Consider the following 23,679-nt stretch of genomic DNA (forward strand, 5'->3'; position numbering starts at 1 on the left):
GAACGGGCCGAGCCCAGGCCCCACCGGACGGGGGACGAACCATAAACCGCATCACCGCACTCGCCGCGACCGTCGCACTGACGGCCGGCTCGCTTGCCCTCACCGCGCCGTCGCAGGCCGCACCCGCGCGGGCCTACAAGGTCACCGCCAGGGCCAACCTCGAGGTCGCCGTCGCCCGGGAGGACACCGTCAAGGTCCGCGGCCGCGTCACGCCCAGGGCCGCCGGCCAGAAGGTCGTCCTCCAGCAGCGCGTCGGCGAGAACCCGAGGTGGAGGCGCACCGGCACCGCGAAGATCAAGCGCAACGGCAGGTACATCCTCGAGGACAGGCCGACGACGCCTGGGTCGCGCGAGTACCGCGTGCTCAAGCCGGGCAGCCACGGCATCAAGAAGGGCTGGAGCAAGACCCTCGAGGTGGAGGTCTACCGCTGGCAGAAGCTCGCCACGCGGCGGGTGGGCCCCAGCGAGAACATCTCGACCACCAGCGTCTACATCGGCGCCGGCCTTGCCACCCGTAGCCTCGTGAACATCGAGCCGGGTGTCCCCGCCTCCGTCGAGTACACGCTGGGCCGCAAGTGCGTGGAGCTGCGTGCGAGGTACGCCCTCACCGACCAGGCTGCCACCGGTTCGTCGGGTGAGATCTCCGTCAGCGCAGACGGTGCCGTGCGCACCACCCACACGCTGGCGGTCGGCACGATCGTGGACGACGGGCCCCTCGACGTCTCCGACGTCTTCCGCCTCAAGATCGACATCTCGACCACGCCGACTCCGGCGGCGTACGCCGCGGTGGCCACGCCGGAGGTGCTCTGCACGCGCTGACGCGCACCCAGTCCGGCAGCGGCGGGCACGACCGGGATTCACAGGCCCCGGGAGTGTCCGCCGCTGTCACGTCCGGGGCGCTCCTTTCGACACGTTTCCCGGGCGAGCCGTACTGTTGCTCCTTGTGGCAGGCATCGACTTCGACCAAGAGATCAAGCAGCTCCAGGCGACCATGAAGACCATCGGTCAGGTCCTCGACCTCGACAAGATGCGCGACGAGATCGCCGACCTCGGCGAGCAGGTCGCCGCGCCGGACCTGTGGGACGACGTCGAGGGTGCCACCCGGATCACCGGCCGGCTCTCCGCGCTCCAGGGCGAGATGGACCGCTACACGAGTCTCGAGTCCCGCATCGAGGACCTCGGCCTGATGGTCGAGATGGCGCAGGACGAGGGCGACGCCGACACGCTCGCCGACTCCGAGGCCGAGCTCGCCCGCATCAAGAAGTCCGTGGAGTCCCTGGAGATCCGCACCCTGCTGTCGGGGGAGTACGACGAGCGCGAGGCCATCGTGACGATCCGCTCGGGCGCCGGTGGCGTCGACGCGGCCGACTTCGCCGAGATGCTGATGCGGATGTACACGCGCTGGGCCGAGCAGCACAAGTACGGCGTCGAGGTCTACGACGTGTCCTACGCCGAGGAGGCGGGCATCAAGTCCGCCGAGTTCGCCATCCACGCCCCCTACGCCTACGGCACCCTCTCCGTCGAGGCCGGCACCCACCGCCTGGTGCGGATCAGCCCCTTCGACAACCAGGGCCGCCGCCAGACCTCCTTCGCCGCGGTCGAGGTCGTGCCGGTCCTGGAGCAGACCGACGAGATCGAGGTCGACGAGAACGACATCCGCACCGACGTCTTCCGCTCCGGCGGCCCGGGCGGCCAGTCCGTCAACACGACCGACTCGGCGGTCCGCCTCACGCACATCCCGACCGGCATCGTGGTGTCCTGCCAGAACGAGAAGTCGCAGCTGCAGAACAAGGCGTCCGCGATGGTGGTCCTCAAGGCCAAGCTCCTGGCGAAGAAGAAGGAAGAGGAAGCCGCGCTCAAGAAGGACCTCAAGGGCGACGTCGCGGCCAGCTGGGGCGACCAGATGCGCAACTACGTCCTCAACCCCTACCAGATCGTCAAGGACCTGCGGACCGGCCACGAGTCCGGCAACCCCAGCGCCGTGTTCGACGGCGACCTCGACGACTTCATGGAGGCCGGCATCCGCTGGCGCCGAGGGGCCGAGAAGGTCGACGCCTGATCCGCGGCCGGGAGCGGGCCGCGGCCGCGATTCCCGGGTCGCGGCCACCCCTCACGTAACCTCGACGCCGTGATTCGCTTCGAGAAGGTGACCAAGAGCTATCCGGGGCACCCCCACCCGGCGCTCGACAACATCTCGGTCGACGTGGAGAAGGGGGAGTTCGTCTTCCTCGTGGGCTCCTCGGGCTCGGGCAAGTCCACCTTCCTGCGCCTCGTGCTCCGCGAGTACCGCCCCACCTCGGGGCGCGTCTACGTCGCCGGCAAGGAGATCAACCGGCTCGCCGGCTGGAAGGTGCCGCGGCTGCGCCGGGACATCGGCACCGTCTTCCAGGACTTCCGGCTGCTGCCCAACAAGACCGTCACCGAGAACGTCGCCTTCGCCCTCCAGGTGATCGGCAAGTCGCGCAAGGAGATCAAGGACCTCGTCCCCGAGACGCTCGAGCTGGTCGGGCTCAGCGGCAAGGGCGACCGGATGCCCGACGAGCTCTCCGGCGGCGAGCAGCAGCGCGTCGCGGTGGCGCGCGCGTTCGTCAACCGGCCGATGATCCTCATCGCCGACGAGCCCACCGGCAACCTCGACCCGACCACGTCGGTCGGGATCATGAAGCTCCTCGACCGCATCAACCGCACCGGCACGACCGTGGTGATGGCCACGCACGACTCCGGCATCGTCGACCAGATGCGCAAGCGCGTCATCGAGCTCGAGAACGGCCACGTCGTGCGCGACCAGGCACAGGGCGTCTACGGCCACCAGACCTGACCCCGGACCTGACGCCGGAACCGACCCGATCCGCACCCCCGAACGAATCGAGACCCCTCCTCCATGCAGCTGCGCTACGTCTACTCCGAGCTCGGCCAGGGCCTGCGACGCAACCTGACGATGCACCTGGCGGTGATCCTCACCCTCGTCGTCTCGCTGACGCTCGTCGGCATCGGACTGCTGTTCCAGCAGCAGGCGACGCGGGCGGCCGACCACTTCGGCAACCAGCTCCAGATCACCGTCTACCTCTGCCGGCTCAACGACTCCAACCCGGTGTGCCCCAACCCGGTGACCGAGGCGCAGAAGGCCGAGATCGAGGCGGTCGTCGAGGACAACCCCGAGGTCGCGAGCCACCGCTTCGAGTCCGGCGAGGTGGCCCTGGAGAAGGCCAAGGAGCTCTACGGCGAGGAGCTGTTCTCCGGCGACAACCCGGCGCTGACCGCCGAGGACATGCCGCAGACCATCTGGATCACCCTCGAGGACCCGGAGCAGTACGAGGGCATCACCAGCGCTGTCCAGGGTCTCGACGGAGTCTCGCGCGTCCGGGACCTGCGCGAGCAGGTAGGACCGATCCTCACCACGATCACCAAGATGCGCACGTACGCCCTCGGCACCGCCGGGCTCCTCGTCCTGGCCGCCCTCCTGCTGGTCGCCAACACGATCCGGCTCGCGGCCTTCGCACGCCGCAAGGAGATCGGCATCATGCGGCTCGTCGGCGCCTCCACGCTCTACATCGCGCTGCCGTTCCTCCTCGAGGCACTCGTCACGGCCCTCGTCAGCGTGGCGCTGGCGGGGGGAGCGCTGGCGGCCTTCCTCCACTTCGCGATCGGCGACCTGGCGCAGAACCTGCGCTTCGTGCCGTGGATCGCGTGGGACGAGTTCTGGGTGGCCGCCCTGGCCATCGGGGTCCTCGGCCCGGTGCTGACCCTGCTGCCGACACTCGTGTTGACGCGCAAATACCTCAAAGTGTGATCGCGGCGGGTTAGCGTCGTCGCGTCTCCTCCTGGCCACGCGTGGCGGGGAGGCGCTCCTTCCCCGCTTCCCCAACGCAAAGGCTTCCCCCGGTGCGTCCCTTCCCCCGTACCACGCTGCCCCGTAGTCCTCTGCCCCGTGCTGCCCACCGCCACGTGGCCGCGGCACTCGTCGCGATCCTGGCCCTGGGCATGTCCGCGGCCCACGCCGACGACCTCAAGGACAAGAAGAACAAGGTCGAGCGCGAGCTCAAGGGCGCCCACCGGGACCTCGACGAGTCCAGTGCCCAGCTCCGCAGGGCCACCGCTCGCCTCGACGCGGCCCAGCAGCAGCTCGGCGTCGCCAAGACCCGGCTCGCCACCGCGCGCGGCAAGGTCGAGGTCGCGCAGGAGCGCGACGCCCAGATGCAGGCCGAGCTCGCCGCCGCCGAGCAGGAGCTCGCCGAGGCGGAGGCCGCCCTCGCGCAGGGTCAGGTCGACCGCGACGCCCAGCGCGAGAAGGTCGCGCGCACCGTGGCCGACATGTACTCCGAGGGCGACCCCGAGCTGATCGCCTTCGCCTCGCTCCTCGGGGCCGAGGACACCGAGGAGCTGACCCGCCGCGACGGCGTACGGGACGTGGTCGTCGGGCAGGAGGCGCGCGAGTACGACGAGCTGAAGGCCTCCGAGGTGCTGCTCCAGGTCCGGGAGGACCAGGTCACCGAGGCTCGCGACGAGGTCGCCGCCCAGCGCGAGGCCGCCGCCGAGCACCTCGTGCTGATGCAGGCCCTCGAGGCCGAGCAGCAGGAGGCCAAGGATTCCGTCGTATCCCTCGTCATCGAGCGACGTGACGCCCGTGTGGGCGCCAGCGAGGCGCGCGCCAAGGACCTCGCCAAGCTCCGCAAGCTCGAGAAGGAGCAGCAGAGGATCGAGGAGATGCTCCGCAAGCGGGCCCTCGCCGCACTGCGCAGGCAGCGTGCCCAGGCACGGGCGCAGGCCGGTGCGCCGACGCCTGGCCTGCTCGCGTACCCCGTCGACGGCTACGTCACCTCGCCGTTCGGCTACCGCACGCACCCGATCTACAAGTACTGGGGCCTGCACGACGGCGTCGACTTCGGCGGCGGCTGCGGCACGCCGCTGCGCGCCGCCGCGCCCGGCCGGGTCGTGTCCTCCTACTACAGCGGGGTCTACGGCCAGCGCCTCGTCATCGACCACGGCGTCCTCGGCGGCAAGGGCGTCGCGACGATCTACAACCACGCCAGCGGCTACAACGTCGGCGTGGGTGCCCATGTCGCCGAGGGCCAGGTGATCGGCTTCGAGGGCAGCACCGGCTGGTCCACCGGCTGCCACCTGCACTTCACCGTGATGGCCAACGGCCAGGCCGTCGACCCGATGAACTGGCTGTGATCGCCCGCGACCGAGCGGAGCGAAGGGGCGCGGGCTCGCGTCTCGAAACCTCGGTCGCTATTCGCTGGACCTCGCCTGAGAGAATGTCTCCATGGCGAAGGAGCAGGGCCAGAAGATGGTCGCGCAGAACAAGAAGGCGCGCCACGACTACCACATCGAGGACACCTGGGAGGCCGGGCTCGTCCTGATGGGCACCGAGGTGAAGTCGTTGCGGCAGGGCCGCGCGTCCCTCGTCGACGGCTTCGCCGAGATCGACAACGGCGAGGCGTGGCTGCTCGGCGTGCACATCCCCGAGTACAGCCAGGGCACCTGGACCAACCACTCCGCCCGCCGTCGCCGCAAGCTGCTGCTCAACCGCTCCGAGATCGACAAGATCGAGCGCAAGATCACCGACAAGGGCTACACGATCGTGCCGCTCTCGCTCTACTTCAAGGACGGCCGCGCCAAGGTCGAGATCGCGCTGGCGAAGGGCAAGAAGTCCTACGACAAGCGCCACACGCTCGCCGAGCGCACGGCCAACCGGGAGAAGGTCGAGGCCGTCCAGCGCCGGCTCAAGGGGCACCGGGACTGAGCGCGGGACCGACCGCGTGACCGACCCCGTGACCGACCCCGTCGCGTTCGCCGAGGTCCTCGGGATCCCCGGCCTCGCCGACGTGCACACCCACTTCCTGCCGCCGCGGGTGATGGCCAAGGTCCGCGACCAGTTCGACGCGGCCGGCCCGCTGATCGGCCGGCCCTGGCCGCTGCACTACCGCGACTCCGACGAGGTGCTGGTCGAGACGCTGCGCTCCTTCGGCGTGCGCCGCTTCACCGCGCTGCCCTACGCCCACAAGCCCGACATGGCCGAGTTCCTCAACGACTGGGCCGCCGGCTTCGCCGCGCGGGTGCCCGAGGCGGCTGTCTGCGGCACCTTCTTCCCCGAGCCCGGCGCGGCGGCGTACGTCGCCTCCCGCAGCGAGACGGTGCAGGTCTGGAAGGTGCACGTGCAGGTCGGCGCGTTCGACGTGACCGACCCGCTGCTCGACGACGCGTGGGGCGTCGTCGCGGATGCCGGAACCCCCGTCGTGCTGCACGCGGGCAGCGGCCCGGTCCCGACCGAGCACACCGGCCCCGGGCCCGTCGCCGAGCTGCTCTCCCGGCACCCGCGGCTGCGGCTGGTCATCGCACACGCCGGCGCGCCGGAGTACGTCGAGTTCCTCCGGCTGGCCGAGACGTACGACCGGGTCGGGCTCGACACGACCATGGCGTTCACGCCGTTCTTCGAGGAGATGGGCGGGGCCTACCCGCGCGAGCTGCTGCCACGGCTGCGCGACCTCGGGCTGGCCGGCAAGGTCCACCTCGGCAGCGACTTCCCCAACATCCCCTACCCCTACGCCGTGCAGCTCGAGGCCCTCGAACGGCTCGGGCTGGGGGAGGAGTGGCTGCGGGCGGTCTGCTGGGGCAACACAGCCGCCCTGCTCGGCTGATCCATGGGCGGGCGGTGACCCACAGACAGTTCATGGCGCACGAAGGTGGGTTCGCCACCGCTGCTCCCTGTGTCGTACGGCGCCGCGCCGGCGAGCGGTGGCCAGGCCACATCCGGTCGACCGGAGTTGTGGCTGGAACACCGCTCCGCGGACTGGACCAGTGAACATCCGGACCACGGATCTCTTGACAGCGGATAAGTAAGTGCGGTGAACTAACTAATGTGACCCCGCACGCACCCGTCGGCCGCCCGCTGCGTCCCAGTGGCAAGCTCCTCCAGGAGGACGCCCGCCGCCACCACCGCTCGCTGCTGCTCCAGCAGCTGTTCCGCGAGGGCCCGGCCAGCCGTGCCGACCTCGCCCGTTCGAGCGGGCTGACCCGGGTGACCGTGTCGGACCTGGTCGGCGAGATGCTCGCCGACGGCTTCGTCTCCGAGCTCGGAGCCCCCGCCGAGAGCCGGGTCGGCAAGCCCCCCACGCTCGTCGGGCTGGCGGCGGACTCCCACCACGTGATCGGTCTCGACCTGTCCGAGACCGACCGGATGTCCGGCGCCGTGGTCAACCTCGCAGGCATCGTCCAGGCCCGCCACGAGGTGCACGTCGACGGGGCCGTGGGGGAGGGCGCGGTCGAGCTCGTCCTGCGCCTCGCCGCCGACCTCGTCGCGATGACCGAGCGCCCGGTGCTCGGGATCGGCGTCGGCAGCCCCGGGGTCGTGGGCACCGACGGCACGGTCATCGACGCTCCCAACCTCGCGTGGACCGACACCCCGCTGGCCGCCCGGCTCGCCGAGGCCACCGGCCTGCCGGTCTTCGTCGCCAACGACGCCAACACCGCTGTGCTCGGCGAGCACACCTTCGGCGAGTCGGGTGACGGCGGCCTGATGGTCCTGCGGGTCGGCACCGGTGTCGGCGCGGGCCTCGTGCTGGGCGGCTCGCTGCTCCACGGCCATCTGGGTGCCGCCGGCGAGATCGGCCACGTCGTGGTCGACCCCGACGGAGAGCTGTGTGCGTGCTCGCGCACGGGCTGCCTGGAGACCGTGCTGTCGGCCCCGCACCTCAGGCGTCGGCTCGCCGCGCCCGGCGTGGACGGTCCCGCCGCGCTCGCCGAGGTCGGCACGCGGCTCGGCGAGGTGCTGGCGCCGGTCGTCGCCGCCCTCAACCTGCACGAGATCGTGCTGAGCGGCCCTGCGGAGCTGCTCGACGGCCCGCTGCTCGACGCGGCAGACCGCACCATCCGCGAGCGGACGATGCCGATCAGCTCCACCGGGCTGGCCGTCCGCACCTCCAAGCTCGGCGAGGACGTCGTGGTCGTGGGAGCGACCGTCCTGGTCCTCGCCGGGGAGCTGGGCGTCTCGTGAACGCCGGCAACCCCCACTGGAAGATCGATGGAAGGAACACCGCTGTGCGCATCAAGAAGTCCATCAAGACGTCATTGACAGGGGTCGCCGTCGCCGCGCTCGCGCTGACGACGCTCGCCGCGTGCGGCGGGGACGACGGGACCTCCAGCGAGGACGGCGGGCCCGAGTCCGCCGACATCCGCGTCTGGCTCAACGGGACGGACACCCCGCAGGAGGCCCGTGACTGGCTGAAGAAGACCTTCGAGGACCAGAACCCGGGCTCCACGCTCACCATCGAGCAGCAGGAGTGGGACGGCCTGGTCGAGAAGCTGACCACGTCCCTCTCGAGCGAGTCCGAGACCCCCGACGTGGTCGAGATCGGCAACACCCAGGCCCCGACCTTCACCTCGGCCGGCGCCTTCGCCGACCTGACCGGCGACCTCGAGGACCTCGGCGGCGACGACCTGCTGCCGGGCTTCGTCGACGGTGCCACGGTGGACGGCGCGACGTACGCCGTGCCCTACTACGCCGGGTCGAAGTACATCTTCTACCGCAAGGACGTCTTCGAGAAGGCCGGCCTCGAGGTGCCCACCACCCTCGACGAGTTCGTCGAGGTGGCGGTGACCCTCAAGCAGGACAACCCGAAGCCGGCCAACTTCTCCGGGTTCTGGTTCCCCGGCCAGGACTGGCGCAACGGCGCCGCGTTCATCTGGGCCGCCGGCGGCGACCTCGCCGTCGAGGACGGCGGCGAGTGGACGCCCGCGCTGGCCTCGCCCGAGTCGGTCGCCGGTCTCGAGACCGCCCAGCGCCTCTTCGAGGAGGCGTCCGGTGCCCCCAAGGACGGCAACGAGGCCGACCCGTGGACGCCGTTCTGCGCGGGTGAGGTCGGCATGATGTCGACGCCCGGCTGGGTCAAGGGCCTGATCGAGGCCGAGGACACCGGCTGCCCCGACACCTTCGCCAAGGAGATGGGCGTCTTCGCCCTGCCGGGCGACGACGGTGCCCCGGCGCCGGTCCTGCTCGGCGGCTCCGACATCGCGGTCGCGGCGAAGTCCGCCAACCAAGACCTCGCCCGCGAGGCCGTCGCGCTGATGCTCAGCGACGACTACCAGACGATCCTGGCCGGGGCCGGGCTGACGCCGGCCAAGGAGTCGCTCGCCCCGCTGCTCGGCGACGACGAGTACGCCGCCGCGACGATCGAGGCCGCGTCCAACGCCAAGCTCACCCCCGCCGCGCCCGGGTGGGCCAACGTCGAGGGCTCCCGCGTGCTCGAGGACCTGTTCAGCGCGATCGCCCAGGGCGGCGACGTCGCCGAGCTGGCGCGCGAGGCCGACGAGCAGATGAGCGGTCAGCTCAACGGCTGACGCAGCACGGCACGACCTACAGAGGCGGGGGCGGCGCCAGTCGCTGCCCCCGCCCCTGCCTGCCCGCCATCATGAGACCCGAGAGGAGGCCGAGATGAGCCGCCGTCCCGCTCGCGCACCGGGTGCCACGCTGCCCTACCTCCTCGTCGCGCCCGCCGTGCTCGCGCTGTGCCTCGCGCTGGGCTACCCGCTCGTGCGCCAGCTGTTCCTGTCCTTCCAGGAGTTCGGGCTCGCGCAGCAGTTCGGCCGTCCGCCGGAGTGGGTCGGGCTCGCCAACTACCGCGACCTGCTGAGCGACGCGTACCTCTGGAGGGTCACCGCCCGCACCGTCGTCTTCTGCCTCGTCAACGCCGCGGTGACGATGCTCCTCGGCATCGGCCTAGCGCTGGTCATGCGGGCGATGTCGAAGCCCGTACGGCTCCTCACCCAGACCGGTCTGCTGCTCGCGTGGGCGATGCCGGTGGTCGCGTCACTGACCGTGTGGCAGTGGCTCTTCGACACCCAGTACGGTGTGGTCAATCATGTCCTGACCTCCCTCGGCGGCGACTTCGAGGGGCACGGCTGGCTGCTGCGGCCGCTGTCGTTCTTCCTCGTCGCGACCGTGGTCGTGGTGTGGATGAGCGTGCCGTTCGTCGCATTCACCGTGTACGCCGCGCTCACGCAGGTGTCGGAGGAGATGGTCGAGGCCGCCGAGATCGATGGCGCGAGCGGCGCCCAGCGGCTGCGCCACGTCGTGCTGCCGAGCATCCGGCCGGTCCTGCTGGTGGTCGGGCTGCTCCAGGTCATCTGGGACCTGCGCGTCTTCACCCAGGTCTACATCCTCCAGGAGGCCGGCGGCAGCGCCCGCGCCACCAACCTGCTCGGCACCTACATCTACCGCCTCGGCATCGGCGGCGGCGACTTCGGCACGTCCGCGGCCGTGGCCGTCTTCATGCTCGCGCTCACCGTCGTCCTGACCGCGCCGTACGTCCGGGCGATGCTCCGGCAGGAGAGGGGGGTGGCCTGATGGCCCGTACGCCGACCCGTCCCGTGCGGTGGCTCGCCGACGGCACCGGCCTCGTGGCCTTCGTGCTCGCGGCGTTCCCCGTGTACTGGATGGTCAACAGCTCGTTCCTCGACCGCAACGAGATCCGCAACCCGGTGCCGACGTGGGTGCCGTTCGGCGGCGACCTCGACAACTTCCGCACCGTCTTCTCGTCCGGGCAGTTCGTCGACGCGATGAAGGTCAGCCTGATGGTCACCGGCCTGACCCTGGCGGTGGCCCTGACCTTCGCGTTCGTCGCCGCGGTGGCGGTCTCGCGCTTCCGGTTCCGAGGCCGGCTGTCGTTCATCGTGACGCTGCTGGTGATCCAGATGATCCCGGCGGAGGGGCTGTTCATCTCCCAGTACAAGATGCTGGAGACGATGGAGCTGCTCAACACCGTCGTCGGCCTCACGATCGTCTACGTCGCCGGCGTCCTGCCCTTCACGATCTGGACCCTGCGCGGCTTCGTCGAGGGTGTCCCCTACGAGCTCGAGGAGGCCGCGATGATGGACGGCTGCACGCGCATCCAGGCGTTCCTGCGCGTCACGTTCCCGCTGCTGGCCCCCGGCCTGGTCGCGACCGGGGTCTTCGGCTTCATCCAGGCGTGGAACGAGTTCACCCTCGCGCTGGTCGTGATGACCCGCGAGGACCAGCGGACCCTGCCGCTGTGGCTCTCCACCTTCACCGACGTCAACCGCGGCACCGACTGGGGCGGCATCATGGCCGGCTCGACCCTCATCGCGGTGCCGGTGATCGTCTTCTTCTTGCTCGTCCAGGGCCGGATGGCCAGCGGGCTCACCGCCGGCGCCGTGAAGGGATGAGAGACCCGATGACCGACCCGATGACCGACGACGTGCGCACCCTCGCCCTGCGCGTGCTGCTGCCGGGCTTCGCGGGCACGACGCTGCCCGACGACTACCGCGAGCTGCTCGAGCAGGGCCTCGGCGGTGTCTGCTACTTCGGCGGCAACACCGCAGCCGGCCCCGAGGCCGTCGCGGCGCTGAGCGCGACGATCACCGCCGCCAACCCGGTCGCGGTGGTCGCCGTCGACGAGGAGGGAGGCGACGTGAGCCGCCTCCACACGCGCGAGCCGAGCCCCGTGCTCGGGGCCGCCGCGCTGGGCGGCGTCGACGACCTCGGCCTCACCGAGGCCGTGGGCCGGTGGGTGGGCCACGAGCTCGCCGCCGTCGGGGTCACCCTCGACCTCGCGCCCGACGCCGACGTCAACAGCGACCCCGACAACCCCGTCATCGGCACTCGCAGCTTCGGCACCGACCCCGAGCGGGTCGCCGCGCACGTCGCGGCCTGGACGCGTGGCCTGCAGTCGACCGGTGTCGCGGCGTGCGCCAAGCACTTCCCCGGCCACGGCGACACCGCCACCGACAGCCACCTCGCCCTGCCCCAGGTCGACGTCGACGCCGACACCCTCGCGTCGCGCGAGCTGGTGCCGTTCGACGCCGCGGTGGAGGCAGGCACGGCCGCGGTGATGACCTCGCACATCGTGGTCCCGGCGCTGGACCCGCACCGTCCTGCGACGCTCAGCCCGCTCGTGCTGGGCATGCTGCGCGACGTGCTGGAGTTCGACGGCGTCGTCGTCAGCGACGCCCTCGACATGGCCGGCGCCTCGGCGGGGATCGGCATCCCGGAGGCATCCGTGCGTGCCCTGGTGGCCGGCTGCGACCTGCTCTGCCTCGGCCCGGACAAGCCCGCCTCCCTCGTCACCGACGTCCGCGACGCCGTCGTCGCGGCGGTCGAGGCGGGTCGACTCGCACCGGAGCGGCTGGCCGAGGCAGCGGAGCGCGTACGGACCCTGCGCCCGCGGCCGTCGACGCAGCCCCTGCAGCCCCCGGAGCAGCCCGACGCCGCCCGCCAGGCGCGAGCCGTCGCGGGCGCCCTGCTCGTCGACGGCGCCGGCCTTCCGGACCTCTCCGACGCGCTGGTCCTCAGCGTGGAGACCGAGGCCAACATCGCGGTCGGTGAGGTCGCCTGGGGGCTCCCCGCCGACCTCAGGGTCGACCCCGACGCAGGTGGGCTGCCCGCCGGCGTACCCCCCGACGCCGCGCTCGTCGTGCAGGTTCGTGACGCGGGCCGGCGGCCCGAGGTGCTCGCGCTTCTCCGCTCGATCGCGGGCTCCGGCAGGCGGGCGGTGGTCGTCGAGTGGGGCTGGCCGGCGGCGTACGACGTGGGGCTCGGCAGGATCTGCACCCGCGGCTCGTCCGGCCCGGGGGTCGCCGCAGTCGTCGAGGTGTTGCGAGGAGCGGGATGGACGCGGTGAGCCCCGCACTGACAGGTGCGTGCACGGTCGGGCTCGACATCGGCGGCACCAAGACGCTCGGCGTCGTGGTCGCCGGCGACGGCTCGGTGCTGGCGCAGGTGCGGACCTCGACGCGCCCCGGCGCCGACGGCGTCGTCGACACCGCGAGGCGGGTCTTCGAGGCGCTCGGCGAGGAGGTCGGCGGACCACTGGCCTGCCCGGTCGGCGTCGGTGTGCCGGGCCTCGTCGACGTCGGGCGCGGGCTGCTGCGCCACGCGGTGAACCTCGACGTCAACGGCGACGACCTTCCGCTGCGCGACCTGCTGGCCGACTCGCTCGGCGTGCCGGTGGTGCTGGAGAACGACGTCAACGCGGCCGCCCTCGCCGCCTGCGCGCTGGTCGGGGCGGACGACGTCGTTTACGTCAGCGTCGGCACCGGGCTGGCGGCCGGCCTGGTGGTCGACGGCCGGTTGCGACGCGGCGAGCACGGCGCCGCCGGCGAGATCGGGCACCTGCCCGTGGACCCGGCCGGCGAGGAGTGCGGCTGCGGCCAGACAGGCTGCCTCGAGACCATCGCGTCGGGCCGCGCGCTCGCCCGGGCCTGGCCGACTCCGGACGGCCCGCCCGCCGCGGCGCTGTTCGCGGCCGCGGCCGGCGGCGACGCGCGGGCGGTCGCGGTGCGCGACCGGTTCTGCCGCGGCGTGGCCGGCGCGGTCCGCGCGCTGTGCCTCACCGTCGACCCCGAGCGCATCGTCCTCGGCGGCGGGGTGAGCGAGGTCGGCGAGCCGCTGCGGGTCGAGGTCGTGCGCCAGCTGCGGACCATGGGGGAGGGGTCGCCCTTCCTCGCCTCGCTCGGGCTCGCCGACCGGCTCAGCATGGTGCCGCAGCACTACCCGGTCGCCGCGGTCGGCGCCGCGCTGGTGGCCGCCGGATAGGTCCGGCTCGATAGGTTGTGGCCGTGGAAGCCGACACCCTGATCGACGTCCTGCTCGTCCTCGCGTTCATCCTGGTGGGCGGTGTGTTCGCGGCGACCGAGATCGCGCTGGTCTCGCTGCGCTCCGGCCAGGTCGACCGGCTCGAGACCCAGGGCGGTCGTGGCCACGCGGTCGCGTCGCTGGCCCGGGACCCCAACCGGTTCCTCTCCGCGGTGCAGATCGGCGTCACGGTGGCGGGCTTCTTCTCCGCCGCGTTCGGCGCCTCGACCCTGGCGCCGTCCTTCGCGCCGGTCTTCGAGGGCCTCGGCGCCCCGGCCCCGGAGACCGTGTCGCTGGTCGCGACGACCCTCGTCGTGTCGTACCTCTCCCTCGTCCTCGGCGAGCTCGTGCCCAAGCGGCTCGCGCTCCAGCGCTCGGTCGGCGTCGCCAAGCTGTTCGCCCCGCCGCTGGGGCAGTTCGCGCGCGTGATGACGCCGGTCATCTGGCTGCTGTCGCTGTCCACCGACCTCCTCGTCCGCCTCCTCGGCGGCAACCCCGACGCCACCAACGACGAGGTCGACGAGGAGGAGCTGCGCATGATGATCTCGGGCCACGAGGACATCCCGGAGGGCGAGCGCAGGCTCGTCGACGACGTCTTCGAGGCCGGCGACCGGTCGCTCAGCGAGGTGATGAAGCCCCGCGGCGACGTCGTCTTCCTCAGCGGCGACCTCACCCTCGCGGAGGCCGTCGCCATCATCGTCGAGCAGCCCTACACCCGCTACCCGGTGACCGGCGCGTCGTTCGACGAGATCCTCGGCTACCTCCACCTGCGCGACGTCCTCGGCCGGGCCGACGACCGGTCGACGACGGTCGCCGACATCACCCGCGAGCTGCCCGTCCTCCCGCGCACCAACCGGGTGCTGCCCTCGATCGACCAGCTGCGGAGCCTCGGCGCGCACATCGCGCTCGTCGTCGACGAGTACGGCGGCACCGACGGCATCGTCACCCTCGAGGACCTGATGGAGGATCTGGCGCTACAAGGCGTTGCTGCCGGTGCCGACCGACATCGAGCAGAGCCCGAACACCGAGCCCGGCTTCACCCGGCTGCTCGAGGCGAAGAACCTCGCCCGTGAGCTGGGCATCGACAAGCTCTGGGTCAAGGACGACTCGACCAACCCCACCAACTCCTTCAAGGACCGCGTGGTCGCCTGCGCCCTGAGCGCCGCCCGCGAGCTCGACGCGAAGGTCTTCGCCTGCCCCTCCACCGGCAACCTGGCCAACGCCGTCGCCGCGGCCGGGGCCCGCGCCGGGATCCCCACGGTGGTGTTCATCCCGAGCAACCTGGAGACGCCGAAGAAGGTCAACTCGGCGGTGTTCACCGAGAAGCTCGTCGCGGTCGACGGCAACTACGACGACGTCAACAAGCTCGCCTCGGAGATCGCCGGCGAGGAGGAGGGCTGGGCGTTCGTCAACGTCAACGTGCGTCCCTTCTACGCCGAGGGCTCCAAGACCCTGGGCTACGAGATCGCCGAGCAGCTCGGCTGGCGCCTGCCCGACCAGATCGTCATCCCCGTCGCCTCGGGCTCCCAGCTGACCAAGGTCGACAAGGCGTTCCAGGAGCTCATCACGCTCGGCCTCGTCGAGGACAAGCCCTACCGGGTCTTCGGTGCCCAGGCGACCGGCTGCTCGCCGGTCTCGGTGGCCTACAAGGCAGAGACCGACGCGATCCGGCCGGTCAAGCCGGACACCATCGCCAAGAGCCTCGCGATCGGCAACCCCGCGGACGGCATCTACGTCCTCGACATCTGCCGCCGCACCGGAGGGGCGGTCGAGGACATCTCCGACGACGAGGTCCGCGACGCCATCGTGCTGCTGGCGCGCACCGAGGGCATCTTCACCGAGACCGCCGGTGGCACCACAGTCGGTGTGCTCAAGAAGCTCGTCGAGACCGGCCAGCTCGACACCTCCCTCGAGACCGTGGTCATCAACACCGGCCACGGCCTCAAGACCCTCGACTCGGTGTCCGACCGCGTCGGTCCCGCCGCCACCATCGCCCCGTCCTATGACGCCTTCGTGGCGTCAGGCATCCTCTGAGAGGGAAGATCCACACATGAGCGTCTCGGTCCGGATCCCGACCATCCTGCGCACCTACACCGGCGGCGAGTCCGAGGTGAGCGCCGAGGGCGACACCCTCGCCGCCGTCCTCGACGACCTCGACGCCAGCTACGCCGGCATCAAGGGCCGGATCCTCGACGAGGCCGGCCAGCTGCGACGGTTCGTCAACGTCTACGTCGGCAACGACGACGTGCGCTTCCTCGACGACCTCGCGACCGCCACGCCCGACGGTGTGCAGATCTCGGTGATCCCGGCGGTCGCCGGGGGCTGATCCGTCAGGGCGCGCGTACGTCGACCACGGCTGCGTTGCCGCACCCGTCGATGCGCAGCTCGGCCACGGCGCCGTCGCGCAGCAGGTCCTCGGTCTCGCGTGCCTCCTCCTGCGGGAGGAACCAGCTCTCGATGCCGCATCGGATCTGCCACGAGCGGTCGTCGCAGGCGAGGTAGGGGCCGTCCACGGGGCGTTCGCGCGACCACTCGGACGCCGTCCACACGCCGTCCGCCTCGACCAGGGTGACGTAGACGTCGCCGGACTCGCCGTCGTCCAGGGCGCCAAGCCCCGGCTCGACGAAGGACTGCGAGTCGTCGTGGCGCAGGCCGGGGTAGTCCAGGGCTACGTACGCCCCCCGGAACGGGTCGATCGGGTCGACGGGCGCGACCCGCACGAGGTAGGTGTCGCCCGCGAGCCGGGCGGAGAGCTGCGGGGCGACGCCCAGCCCGACGAGGACGAGCTGGCTCACGGCGATGACGCCGGTGGTCACGGTGCGGTTCATCGGTCGGTTCCCTTCGGGGATGCGGAGCCAGTGGCAGGGTCGGAGTCGAGCGCCGAGGCGAGCTCGCGGCGCGCGCGGTCGAACAGGAAGCCGGTGCCGAGGAACACGGTGCCGAGCACCACGAACAGCCAGGCGCCGGTGACGATCGGCGCGAAGACCGCGAAGCTCTGGAAGGTCGTGAAGACCACGAGCCCGACCATCGCCATCCAGGTGAGGGGCGGGTGGTCACGCACGGTGCCCAGGGCGACCAGCGCGACGGCGAGGACGACGTAGGCGAGGACCGAGACCGCCGCGTGGGCCCAGTCGCCGGCATCGATGTCGGAGGTGTCGGTCCCGGTCGTCCAGAGGCCGAGGAGGGTGGCGGCGACCAGCACGACGGCCGCGCCCAGCGGCTCGAGGATGCGCGTGCCGGGCCTGGTGAGGGCCGCGGCGACGGCGGCGGCAGCGGCGACGCCCAGCGCGCCGAGCAGCCAGCCCGACCAGGTGATCCCGTCGCCGCCGATGTCCGGCACGGCCGCGACGAACATCGCGAGGAGCGCCATGCCGCCGGCGACGGTGCGCCAGGTCCAGGCGAAGGCGTCGATCCACCGGTCGTGGAGCACGGCGAGCGCAGCGGCCAGGACCGACGCCGCGCCCATCAGCACCACCACGCTGAGTCCGTCCTGCGAGTCCCACATGGGCTGCATGAACCACCAGGCGACACCCGTGACGACGCCCACGGCGAACGGCATGTACGCCCGGGTCAGGTAGGCGTGCACGAGGGCGCCGGCGGCCCAGAGGCCGACCAGGCGGGGCTCGTACGCCGGCACCTGCAGCGACTGGGCGGCCTGGAACACGACGGCGCCGGCACCGAGGGCGGCGAGGAGGCGTACGGCTCCGACGAGCGGGGCGGACGCGCGGCGCGCGGCGAGCACCTCGCCGCCGACGAGGAACGCGAGCCACAGGGCCGCGATCGCGGCGAAGCGGGTGACGGGCGACAGCTGGTCGAGGTTGGCGGCGACGAGCCAGATGAGGCCGACGCCGACGAACCCGGCGCCGAGGTAGAGGAAGACGCGGCCGATGCTGGTGCGGGTGTGCTGCTCGGCGGGGTAGCGGGACGAGACGCGCGTCGAGATGCGGGTCGCCTGCTCGTCGCTGATGATGCCCTGCGAGGTCCAGTCGGCGAGCTCGGCACGCAACCAGTCGAGCTGGCGCGGGGTGACGGGGCGGGTGGCGAGGGACGTGCCCCGGGCAGAGGTGTCGGTCATCGCGGGGTCCCCTCGAGGTTGTCGGGGGAGCGCAGCGGAGGAGAACAACGTCGTGGGGTGCTCATGCTTCTAGCGTTCTCCTGCCGGGCCGGCTTGTCCTGAGTACATCGACCCATCTGTGCCGTGCCGTTGGGCCACGCGTCGCGCCCGGTTGCGCAGGCGTTCAGGTCGCTGTGGTCTACAGGTGGGGTGGCGAGCAAGCACCTGACCCGGGCCGGCGTCGCGCTGGCCGTCCTCGGCATCGTCGCGGGAGGCACGGCGTACGGCGCACACGAGCTGCTGCACCGCCAGGCCGCACAGGCGCGGCGCCGGATCGGCAAGCCGCTCGGCGAGGACCCCCCGCCAGCTGACCGGCACTGGAAGAAGAAGTACGGCGCGCCGGTCGACCTGCTCCTCCTCGGCGACTCCGTCGCGGCCGGGCTCGGGGCGGAGAAGCCGAAGCACACGCTGGGCGGGCGGCTCGCCCGCGGGATCGCCGTCGGCGCCGAGCGCTCGGTGCGGCTGCGGACGGCGGCGGTCGTCGGCTCCGAGAGCAGCGTGCTCGCCGCGCAGCTGGCCTCCCTGCCCCCGGCGTACCGCCCGGACGTGGCGGTGATCGTCGTCGGTGGCAACGACGTGACCCACCGGGTGCCCGTCGCGGAGTCCGTACGCCACCTCGCCGAGGCGATCGACCACCTGCGCGCGCGAGGGGCGGAGGTGGTGGTCGGCACGTGCCCCGACCTCGGTGCGCTGCGCCCGGTGCCGCAGCCCCTGCGTGCCCTGGGGTCGCGGGCGTCCCGCCAGCTCGCGGACGCCCAGCGTGCGGTCGCGCTGGAGCGCGGGGCGCGCGTGGTCTCGCTCGGGGACGTGGTCGGGCCGTTCTTCATCACCAACCCCGACGAGATGTTCAGCCTGGACCGGTTCCATCCGAGCGCCCACGGCTACAAGCGCACCGCCAAGGCCATGCTGCCCTCGGTCCTCGCCGCCCTCGGCGTGGTGGAGGAGGTGCCGTTCGGGCACCACGCGCCGGGGGTCCGCGGGTCAGGCTAGGGTTCCCGGGTGCGCACCACTGCTCGACGAGCCGGCCAGGCCGTCAAGAAGGCGGCCCGCAAGGCCGGCCGGATGCAGGCATCCTCGGGGGCCGAGGTCGTCGAGCCTCCCGCCGATCCCAGGGCCGAGCGTCGCCGGCGCCTGCTCGCGAGCAACCTGACCGAGCTCGCCATCGAGTTCCGCACCGACAAGTGGGGCGTCCACCGCTACACGCCCCACTACGAGCGCCACCTCGAGCACCTGCGCGGTGAGTCGTTCACCCTGCTCGAGCTCGGCATCGGCGGCTACAAGAAGCGCCGGAGGAGCGGTGCCTCGATGAAGATGTGGCGCTGGTTCTTCCCCAAGGCCCGCATCGTCGGCCTCGACATCGAGGACAAGACCTGGCTGACCCGGGGGCACATCCACGCCTACCACGGCGACCAGACCGACCCGGAGGTCCTCCGGCGGATCATCGACGAGCAGGGCGCGCCGCTGGTGGTCATCGACGACGGCAGCCACATCCCTGCCCATGTGCGCGAGTCGTTCAGGATCCTCTTCCCGCTGCTGCCCGACGGCGCGATCTACTGCATCGAGGACATCCAGACCTCCTACTGGCCGGCCTGGGGCGGAGAGCTCGACCCGCGGGCACCGGGGACCTCGATGGACCTGGTGAAGGACCTCGTCGACGGCCTCAACCACGAGGAGTTCCTCCTCGAGGGCTACGAGCCGACCTACACCGACCAGTGGGTCCGTGCCGTCCACTGCTACCACAACCTCGTGATCATCGAGAAGGGCGACAACCGGGAGGGCAGCAACCGCGACGACGTCGCGCACGAGCTCTACGGCTCCTCGGAGCTCCCCGAGGGATGACGGTCCTCCGTCGCCGCGCGGAGGCGTACGCACGCCTGAACCGGCCTGTCTAGACAGGTCGGCAAACAAATCCCCACAACGTCGATAAGGGTGGCCTCACCCCCGCTAGGTTGCCCCTGTTCTGCCTGCGCTGGGGGGTGCGGGCAGGGCCGGTGATCCGACATCCGTGCCGGGTCACCGTCACAACCTTCGCGACGCCTCGAGGGCGTCGCACCTGCGGGAGGAAATAGTCATGCCCTTTTCACGCCCACGCGCGGAGCGCGGAGCGGCGGCTGTGGAGTTCGCACTCGTCGTGCCGCTCCTGCTGGCGATCGTGTTCTCGATCATCGACCTCGGGTTCGCGATCAACCGCTACACCGTGCTCAACAACGCCACCCGGGAGGGAGTGCGCGCCGCCAGCCTCAGCGCCAGCAGCAGCGAGGTCGACGCGGTCGTCAACGACTCGCTGGCCGACCTCGAGGGGACGGTGACGGTCCAGGTGTCCTGCGAGACTCCGCTGGGCGGCAACTGCGGGTCCTGGGACGCCGACCACACGACCGGCGGTGTCGCCGTGGTGACCGCGACCTACGAGCATGCGTGGCTGACGCCGATGGGCAAGGCGCTGTCCTCGAGCCTCACGCTGTCCAAGACCAGCAAGATGAGGATCGAGTGAGCGCGCTGCGGGCGCGCAGGAGCGGCGAGCCGGACGAGACCGGCGCGGTCGCGATCGTCGTCGCCCTCCTCGCCGTCGTGATGTTCGGCTGCGCCGCCCTCGCCGTGGACATCTCGTCCCTCGCCATGGAGCGCCAGCGACTCCACGACCACGTCGACTCCGCCGCGCACGCTGGAGCCTTCGAGCTGCCGGCGAGCGGCACCAGCGCCAAGACGTGGGCGGTCACCATGGCCAAGACCCAGGACGCCGGGATGACGCCGGACACTGAGCTCTTCTGCGTGGTCGCCTCGACGGGGGCCAGCAGGCAGGTCGCCTCGGGGCAGATCCCCGCGACGTGCGACCCGGGGACCTACTCCAGCTCACAGGTGCGGTGCAACACGAAGATCTGCTCGATCCCGTGCCCCGTCACCGCCCGGTGCAACACCATCACGGTGAGCGACTCCAAGGTCGTCGACTTCGACTTCGCGCCGGTGATCGGGCGCGACGAGGGCTCGACCGGCTCGGTGTCGTCGTCGGCGTGCCGGGGCTCGTGCGGCGAGACCCTGCCCAACCCGATGGACATCGTCTTCATGGCCGACCGCACCACCAGCATGGCCGAGGACGACCGCGAGGACATGCAGGCCGCGATCATCGACAGCCTGGGGGTGATGGACCCGACCCTGCACTACGTCGCGTTCGGGGCGATGCACAAGAGCAAGGCCACCTCGTCGTGTGCCACGGCGGCCACGACCGCCTCGGACGGGCCCAAGGGCGGCAAGTGGATCGCGATCGACTTCAGCAACGACTACAAGGCCAACCGCGACGCGCCGATCAGCTCGAGCAGCAAGCTCGTCACGGGCGTCAGGTGCATGCCGAACGGTGCCGTGCCCGGCCTGTCCACCGGCAGCTACGGCACCCACCTCGCCTCGGCCCTCAAGGGGGCCTCGCGCTACCTGCTCGGCCTCGACCCCAACAACCTCGGGTCGTTGCCCAAGCGCCCGGGGACGGCGAAGAAGGTGCTGATCTTCGAGACCGACGGTCAGCCCGACGAGCTCCTCGAGGAGGGCAGCACGTCGATCACGAGCTCGGGCGACATCGGGGCCGGGCGCAACTCCTACGGCAACGGCAAGGGCAAGAAGGGCTGCGACAACCTGACCGCGGTGGCCGAGCAGGCCAAGGCGCGCGGCGTCACGGTGCTGGTCATCGGCTTCGGTGACGCGCGGTCGGCGTCGTGCGAGAAGCCCGGCGGCCGTACGCCTCGCTCGCCCTGGGTGCGCGACTACCTGGCCGCTGCCGCCTCGCCGACGCCGTCCGGCACCCCGAGCAAGGCGGACAGTGACTGCTCGACCTCCGCCGAGCGCGTGGCCGAGAACAAGGACGGCGACTACTTCTACTGCGCCGCCAGCGGCACCGAGCTGGGGCCGATCTTCGCGACGGCGGTCAACGCCGTCACGGAGAGCATCAAGCTCATCCAGATGCCCTGACCGGGAGGGGCCGGGGAGGGACCGCGGGAGGGGGGTGGAGCAGCGCCGACACGGGGCGGTCGCTGCTCCACCCCGGGTTCGTGGACGCGTTTGCACTCTCATGGTGCGAGTGCTAAACATGACGCTGGCACTCTCGTCATGAGAGTGACAACGACCCAGGTGACGCTGAGGTCCGCAGAAGCCGACGGGAATGGATCGCCGGCGGAGCGGATCGTCCGTCGCGGGCAGCCCGCCGGGAGTCGTACCCACAGAACTCACGTCGACAGGAATCGCGAAGAGTTATGCCGAAGCTGATTGCTTTCAACGAGGAGGCCCGCCGCGGCCTCGAGCGGGGTATGAACACCCTCGCCGACGCGGTCAAGGTCACCCTGGGCCCCAAGGGCCGCAACGTCGTGCTGGAGAAGAAGTGGGGCGCCCCCACGATCACCAACGACGGTGTCTCGATCGCCAAGGAGATCGAGCTGGAGGACCCCTACGAGAAGATCGGCGCCGAGCTGGTCAAGGAGGTCGCCAAGAAGACCGACGACGTCGCCGGTGACGGCACGACGACGGCCACTGTCCTGGCCCAGGCCATGGTGCGCGAGGGTCTGCGCAACGTCGCGGCCGGCGCCAACCCGATGGGTCTCAAGCGCGGCATCGAGGCCGCCGTCGCCGCCGTGTCCGAGCAGCTGCTCAGCATGGCCAAGGACGTCGAGACCAAGGAGCAGATCGCCTCCACCGCGTCGATCTCCGCCGCTGACACCACCGTCGGCGAGATCATCGCCGAGGCGATGGACAAGGTCGGCAAGGAAGGCGTCATCACCGTCGAGGAGTCCAACACCTTCGGGCTGGACCTCGAGCTGACCGAGGGCATGCGGTTCGACAAGGGCTACATCTCGGCCTACTTCGCCACCGACCTCGAGCGCATGGAGGCCGTGCTGGAGGACCCCTACGTCCTCATCGCCAACTCCAAGGTGTCGACGGTCAAGGACCTGCTGCCGCTGCTGGAGAAGGTCATGCAGTCCGGCAAGCCGCTGCTGATCATCGCCGAGGACGTCGACGGCGAGGCGTTGTCGACCCTGGTCGTCAACAAGATCAAGGGCACCTTCCGCTCCGTGGCCGTCAAGGCCCCGGGCTTCGGTGACCGCCGCAAGGCCATGCTGCAGGACATCGCGATCCTCACCGGTGGCCAGGTGATCTCCGAGGAGGTCGGCCTCAAGCTCGACACCGCCGGTCTCGAGCTGCTCGGCCAGGCGCGCAAGGTCGTCATCACCAAGGACGAGACCACCATCGTCGAGGGTGCCGGCGACCAGGGCCAGATCGAGGGCCGGGTCAACCAGATCCGCGCCGAGATCGAGAAGTCGGACTCCGACTACGACCGCGAGAAGCTCCAGGAGCGCCTCGCCAAGCTGGCCGGCGGCGTGGCCGTCATCAAGGTCGGCGCGGCCACCGAGGTCGAGCTCAAGGAGCGCAAGCACCGCATCGAGGACGCCGTCCGCAACGCCAAGGCAGCGGTCGAGGAGGGCATCGTCGCCGGCGGTGGCGTGGCGCTCGTCCAGGCTGCGGCCACCGCGTTCGACAAGCTGGACCTGGTTGGCGACGAGGCCACCGGCGCCAACATCGTGCGCGTCGCCACCTCGGCCCCGCTCAAGCAGATCGCCATCAACGCCGGCCTCGAGGGCGGCGTCGTGTCGGAGAAGGTCGCCAACCTGGAGCCGGGCCACGGCCTCGACGCCGCGACCGGTGAGTACGTCGACATGATCGCCGAGGGCATCATCGACCCGGCGAAGGTCACCCGCTCGGCGCTGCAGAACGCTGCGTCGATCGCCGCGCTGTTCCTCACCACCGAGGCCGTCGTGGCCGACAAGCCCGAGAAGGCGCCGGCCATGCCCGGCGGCGACATGGGCGGCATGGGCGGCATGGACTTCTGATCGGCCAGCCGGGCGCGCTTGCGCGACCGGATCGTCCACGCCCCACACAGCACCACCAGCAGGGTCCCCGCTCCGGCGGGGGCCCTGCTGCCATGTCGGGGCGATGGGGGA

At 71.3% G+C, this 23,679-nt stretch carries 22 protein-coding genes and 1 pseudogene; 21 read left to right on the forward strand and 2 right to left on the reverse strand.

All coding sequences use genetic code 11. From position 1 onward, the window contains the following. Positions 1–359 precede the first annotated feature (359 nt). The 16 genes and pseudogenes from EXE59_RS10015 (at position 360) to EXE59_RS10090 (ending at position 15,916) form a co-directional block, all read left to right on the forward strand. Positions 360–818, forward strand: a complete 459-nt coding sequence (locus tag EXE59_RS10015) for a hypothetical protein (protein ID WP_135838775.1) — start codon at positions 360–362, stop codon at positions 816–818. A 124-nt stretch (positions 819–942) separates the two neighbouring features. Then, the gene (prfB, locus tag EXE59_RS10020; protein ID WP_135838776.1) at positions 943–2,058 is read left to right on the forward strand and encodes a peptide chain release factor 2; all 1,116 of its coding nucleotides are present in this window, start codon (positions 943–945) and stop codon (positions 2,056–2,058) included. A 69-nt stretch (positions 2,059–2,127) separates the two neighbouring features. Beyond that, complete coding sequence (ftsE, locus tag EXE59_RS10025) at positions 2,128–2,817, forward strand: cell division ATP-binding protein FtsE (protein WP_135838777.1); 690 nt, start codon at positions 2,128–2,130, stop codon at positions 2,815–2,817. Between the two features lie 63 nt (positions 2,818–2,880). Then, positions 2,881–3,789 carry a permease-like cell division protein FtsX gene (gene ftsX, locus EXE59_RS10030; RefSeq protein ID WP_135838778.1) on the forward strand — a complete coding sequence of 303 codons (909 nt, stop codon included), beginning with the start codon at positions 2,881–2,883 and terminating at the stop codon, positions 3,787–3,789. Positions 3,790–3,944: 155 nt separating this feature from the next. After that, positions 3,945–5,174 carry a M23 family metallopeptidase gene (locus EXE59_RS10035; RefSeq protein ID WP_135838779.1) on the forward strand — a complete coding sequence of 410 codons (1,230 nt, stop codon included), beginning with the start codon at positions 3,945–3,947 and terminating at the stop codon, positions 5,172–5,174. A 91-nt stretch (positions 5,175–5,265) separates the two neighbouring features. After that, positions 5,266–5,745, forward strand: coding sequence for an SsrA-binding protein SmpB (smpB, locus tag EXE59_RS10040; RefSeq protein WP_135838780.1), 480 nt, complete (start codon positions 5,266–5,268; stop codon positions 5,743–5,745). Positions 5,746–5,761: 16 nt separating this feature from the next. Next, positions 5,762–6,640 carry an amidohydrolase family protein gene (locus EXE59_RS10045; RefSeq protein WP_135838781.1) on the forward strand — a complete coding sequence of 293 codons (879 nt, stop codon included), beginning with the start codon at positions 5,762–5,764 and terminating at the stop codon, positions 6,638–6,640. A gap of 221 nt (positions 6,641–6,861) precedes the next feature. Continuing rightward, positions 6,862–7,995 (forward strand): ROK family transcriptional regulator, encoded by a 1,134-nt coding sequence (locus EXE59_RS10050; RefSeq protein ID WP_135838782.1) that lies wholly within the window; start codon positions 6,862–6,864, stop codon positions 7,993–7,995. A gap of 44 nt (positions 7,996–8,039) precedes the next feature. Further along, positions 8,040–9,338 carry an extracellular solute-binding protein gene (locus EXE59_RS10055; RefSeq protein WP_210428950.1) on the forward strand — a complete coding sequence of 433 codons (1,299 nt, stop codon included), beginning with the start codon at positions 8,040–8,042 and terminating at the stop codon, positions 9,336–9,338. 94 nt (positions 9,339–9,432) lie between these two features. After that, the gene (locus EXE59_RS10060; protein ID WP_135838783.1) at positions 9,433–10,344 is read left to right on the forward strand and encodes a carbohydrate ABC transporter permease; all 912 of its coding nucleotides are present in this window, start codon (positions 9,433–9,435) and stop codon (positions 10,342–10,344) included. Next, complete coding sequence (locus EXE59_RS10065; protein WP_135838784.1) at positions 10,344–11,183, forward strand: carbohydrate ABC transporter permease; 840 nt, start codon at positions 10,344–10,346, stop codon at positions 11,181–11,183. The genes EXE59_RS10060 and EXE59_RS10065 overlap by 1 nt, the downstream gene beginning before the upstream one ends. An 8-nt stretch (positions 11,184–11,191) precedes the next feature. Then, complete coding sequence (locus EXE59_RS10070; protein WP_135838785.1) at positions 11,192–12,637, forward strand: glycoside hydrolase family 3 protein; 1,446 nt, start codon at positions 11,192–11,194, stop codon at positions 12,635–12,637. Next, positions 12,634–13,551, forward strand: coding sequence for an ROK family protein (locus EXE59_RS10075; RefSeq protein WP_246056683.1), 918 nt, complete (start codon positions 12,634–12,636; stop codon positions 13,549–13,551). Before EXE59_RS10070 ends, EXE59_RS10075 begins: the two co-directional genes overlap by 4 nt. A 23-nt stretch (positions 13,552–13,574) precedes the next feature. Next, positions 13,575–14,663: a hemolysin family protein gene (locus EXE59_RS10080; protein WP_135838787.1), complete on the forward strand. Its 1,089-nt coding sequence runs from the start codon at positions 13,575–13,577 to the stop codon at positions 14,661–14,663. Next, positions 14,557–15,624: pseudogene (gene thrC / locus EXE59_RS10085) on the forward strand (threonine synthase); the annotation flags it as partial. The gene EXE59_RS10080 and the pseudogene thrC, both read left to right, overlap by 107 nt. 16 nt (positions 15,625–15,640) lie before the next feature. Further along, positions 15,641–15,916: a MoaD/ThiS family protein gene (locus tag EXE59_RS10090; RefSeq protein ID WP_135838789.1), complete on the forward strand. Its 276-nt coding sequence runs from the start codon at positions 15,641–15,643 to the stop codon at positions 15,914–15,916. Positions 15,917–15,920: 4 nt separating this feature from the next. Here EXE59_RS10090 and EXE59_RS10095 read toward each other — a convergent pair whose 3' ends face one another. Continuing rightward, positions 15,921–16,418 (reverse strand): GDYXXLXY domain-containing protein, encoded by a 498-nt coding sequence (locus EXE59_RS10095; RefSeq protein ID WP_135838790.1) that lies wholly within the window; start codon positions 16,416–16,418, stop codon positions 15,921–15,923. Next, a complete protein-coding gene (locus EXE59_RS10100; RefSeq protein ID WP_135838791.1) occupies positions 16,415–17,665 on the reverse strand; it encodes a DUF2157 domain-containing protein in 1,251 nt (416 codons plus the stop codon). The genes EXE59_RS10095 and EXE59_RS10100 overlap by 4 nt, the downstream gene beginning before the upstream one ends. Before the next feature lie 189 nt (positions 17,666–17,854). Between EXE59_RS10100 and EXE59_RS10105 the strand changes: the two genes are divergently transcribed. From EXE59_RS10105 to groL, 5 genes are all read left to right on the forward strand, one after another. Continuing rightward, complete coding sequence (locus EXE59_RS10105; protein ID WP_210428952.1) at positions 17,855–18,694, forward strand: SGNH/GDSL hydrolase family protein; 840 nt, start codon at positions 17,855–17,857, stop codon at positions 18,692–18,694. 9 nt (positions 18,695–18,703) lie between these two features. Continuing rightward, entirely contained in the window at positions 18,704–19,543 is an 840-nt protein-coding gene (locus tag EXE59_RS10110) for a class I SAM-dependent methyltransferase (protein WP_135838792.1), read from the forward strand. A 232-nt stretch (positions 19,544–19,775) separates the two neighbouring features. Next, complete coding sequence (locus tag EXE59_RS10115; protein WP_135838793.1) at positions 19,776–20,195, forward strand: TadE/TadG family type IV pilus assembly protein; 420 nt, start codon at positions 19,776–19,778, stop codon at positions 20,193–20,195. Further along, on the forward strand, positions 20,192–21,658 hold the full coding sequence (locus EXE59_RS10120) for a pilus assembly protein (RefSeq protein ID WP_135838794.1): 1,467 nt from the start codon (positions 20,192–20,194) through the stop codon (positions 21,656–21,658). The genes EXE59_RS10115 and EXE59_RS10120 overlap by 4 nt, the downstream gene beginning before the upstream one ends. A gap of 281 nt (positions 21,659–21,939) precedes the next feature. Further along, positions 21,940–23,568: a chaperonin GroEL gene (gene groL, locus EXE59_RS10125; RefSeq protein WP_135838795.1), complete on the forward strand. Its 1,629-nt coding sequence runs from the start codon at positions 21,940–21,942 to the stop codon at positions 23,566–23,568. The last annotated feature ends 111 nt before the right edge of the window (positions 23,569–23,679 follow it).

The organism is Nocardioides eburneiflavus (genome assembly GCF_004785795.1).
Classification (GTDB): domain Bacteria; phylum Actinomycetota; class Actinomycetes; order Propionibacteriales; family Nocardioidaceae; genus Nocardioides; species Nocardioides eburneiflavus.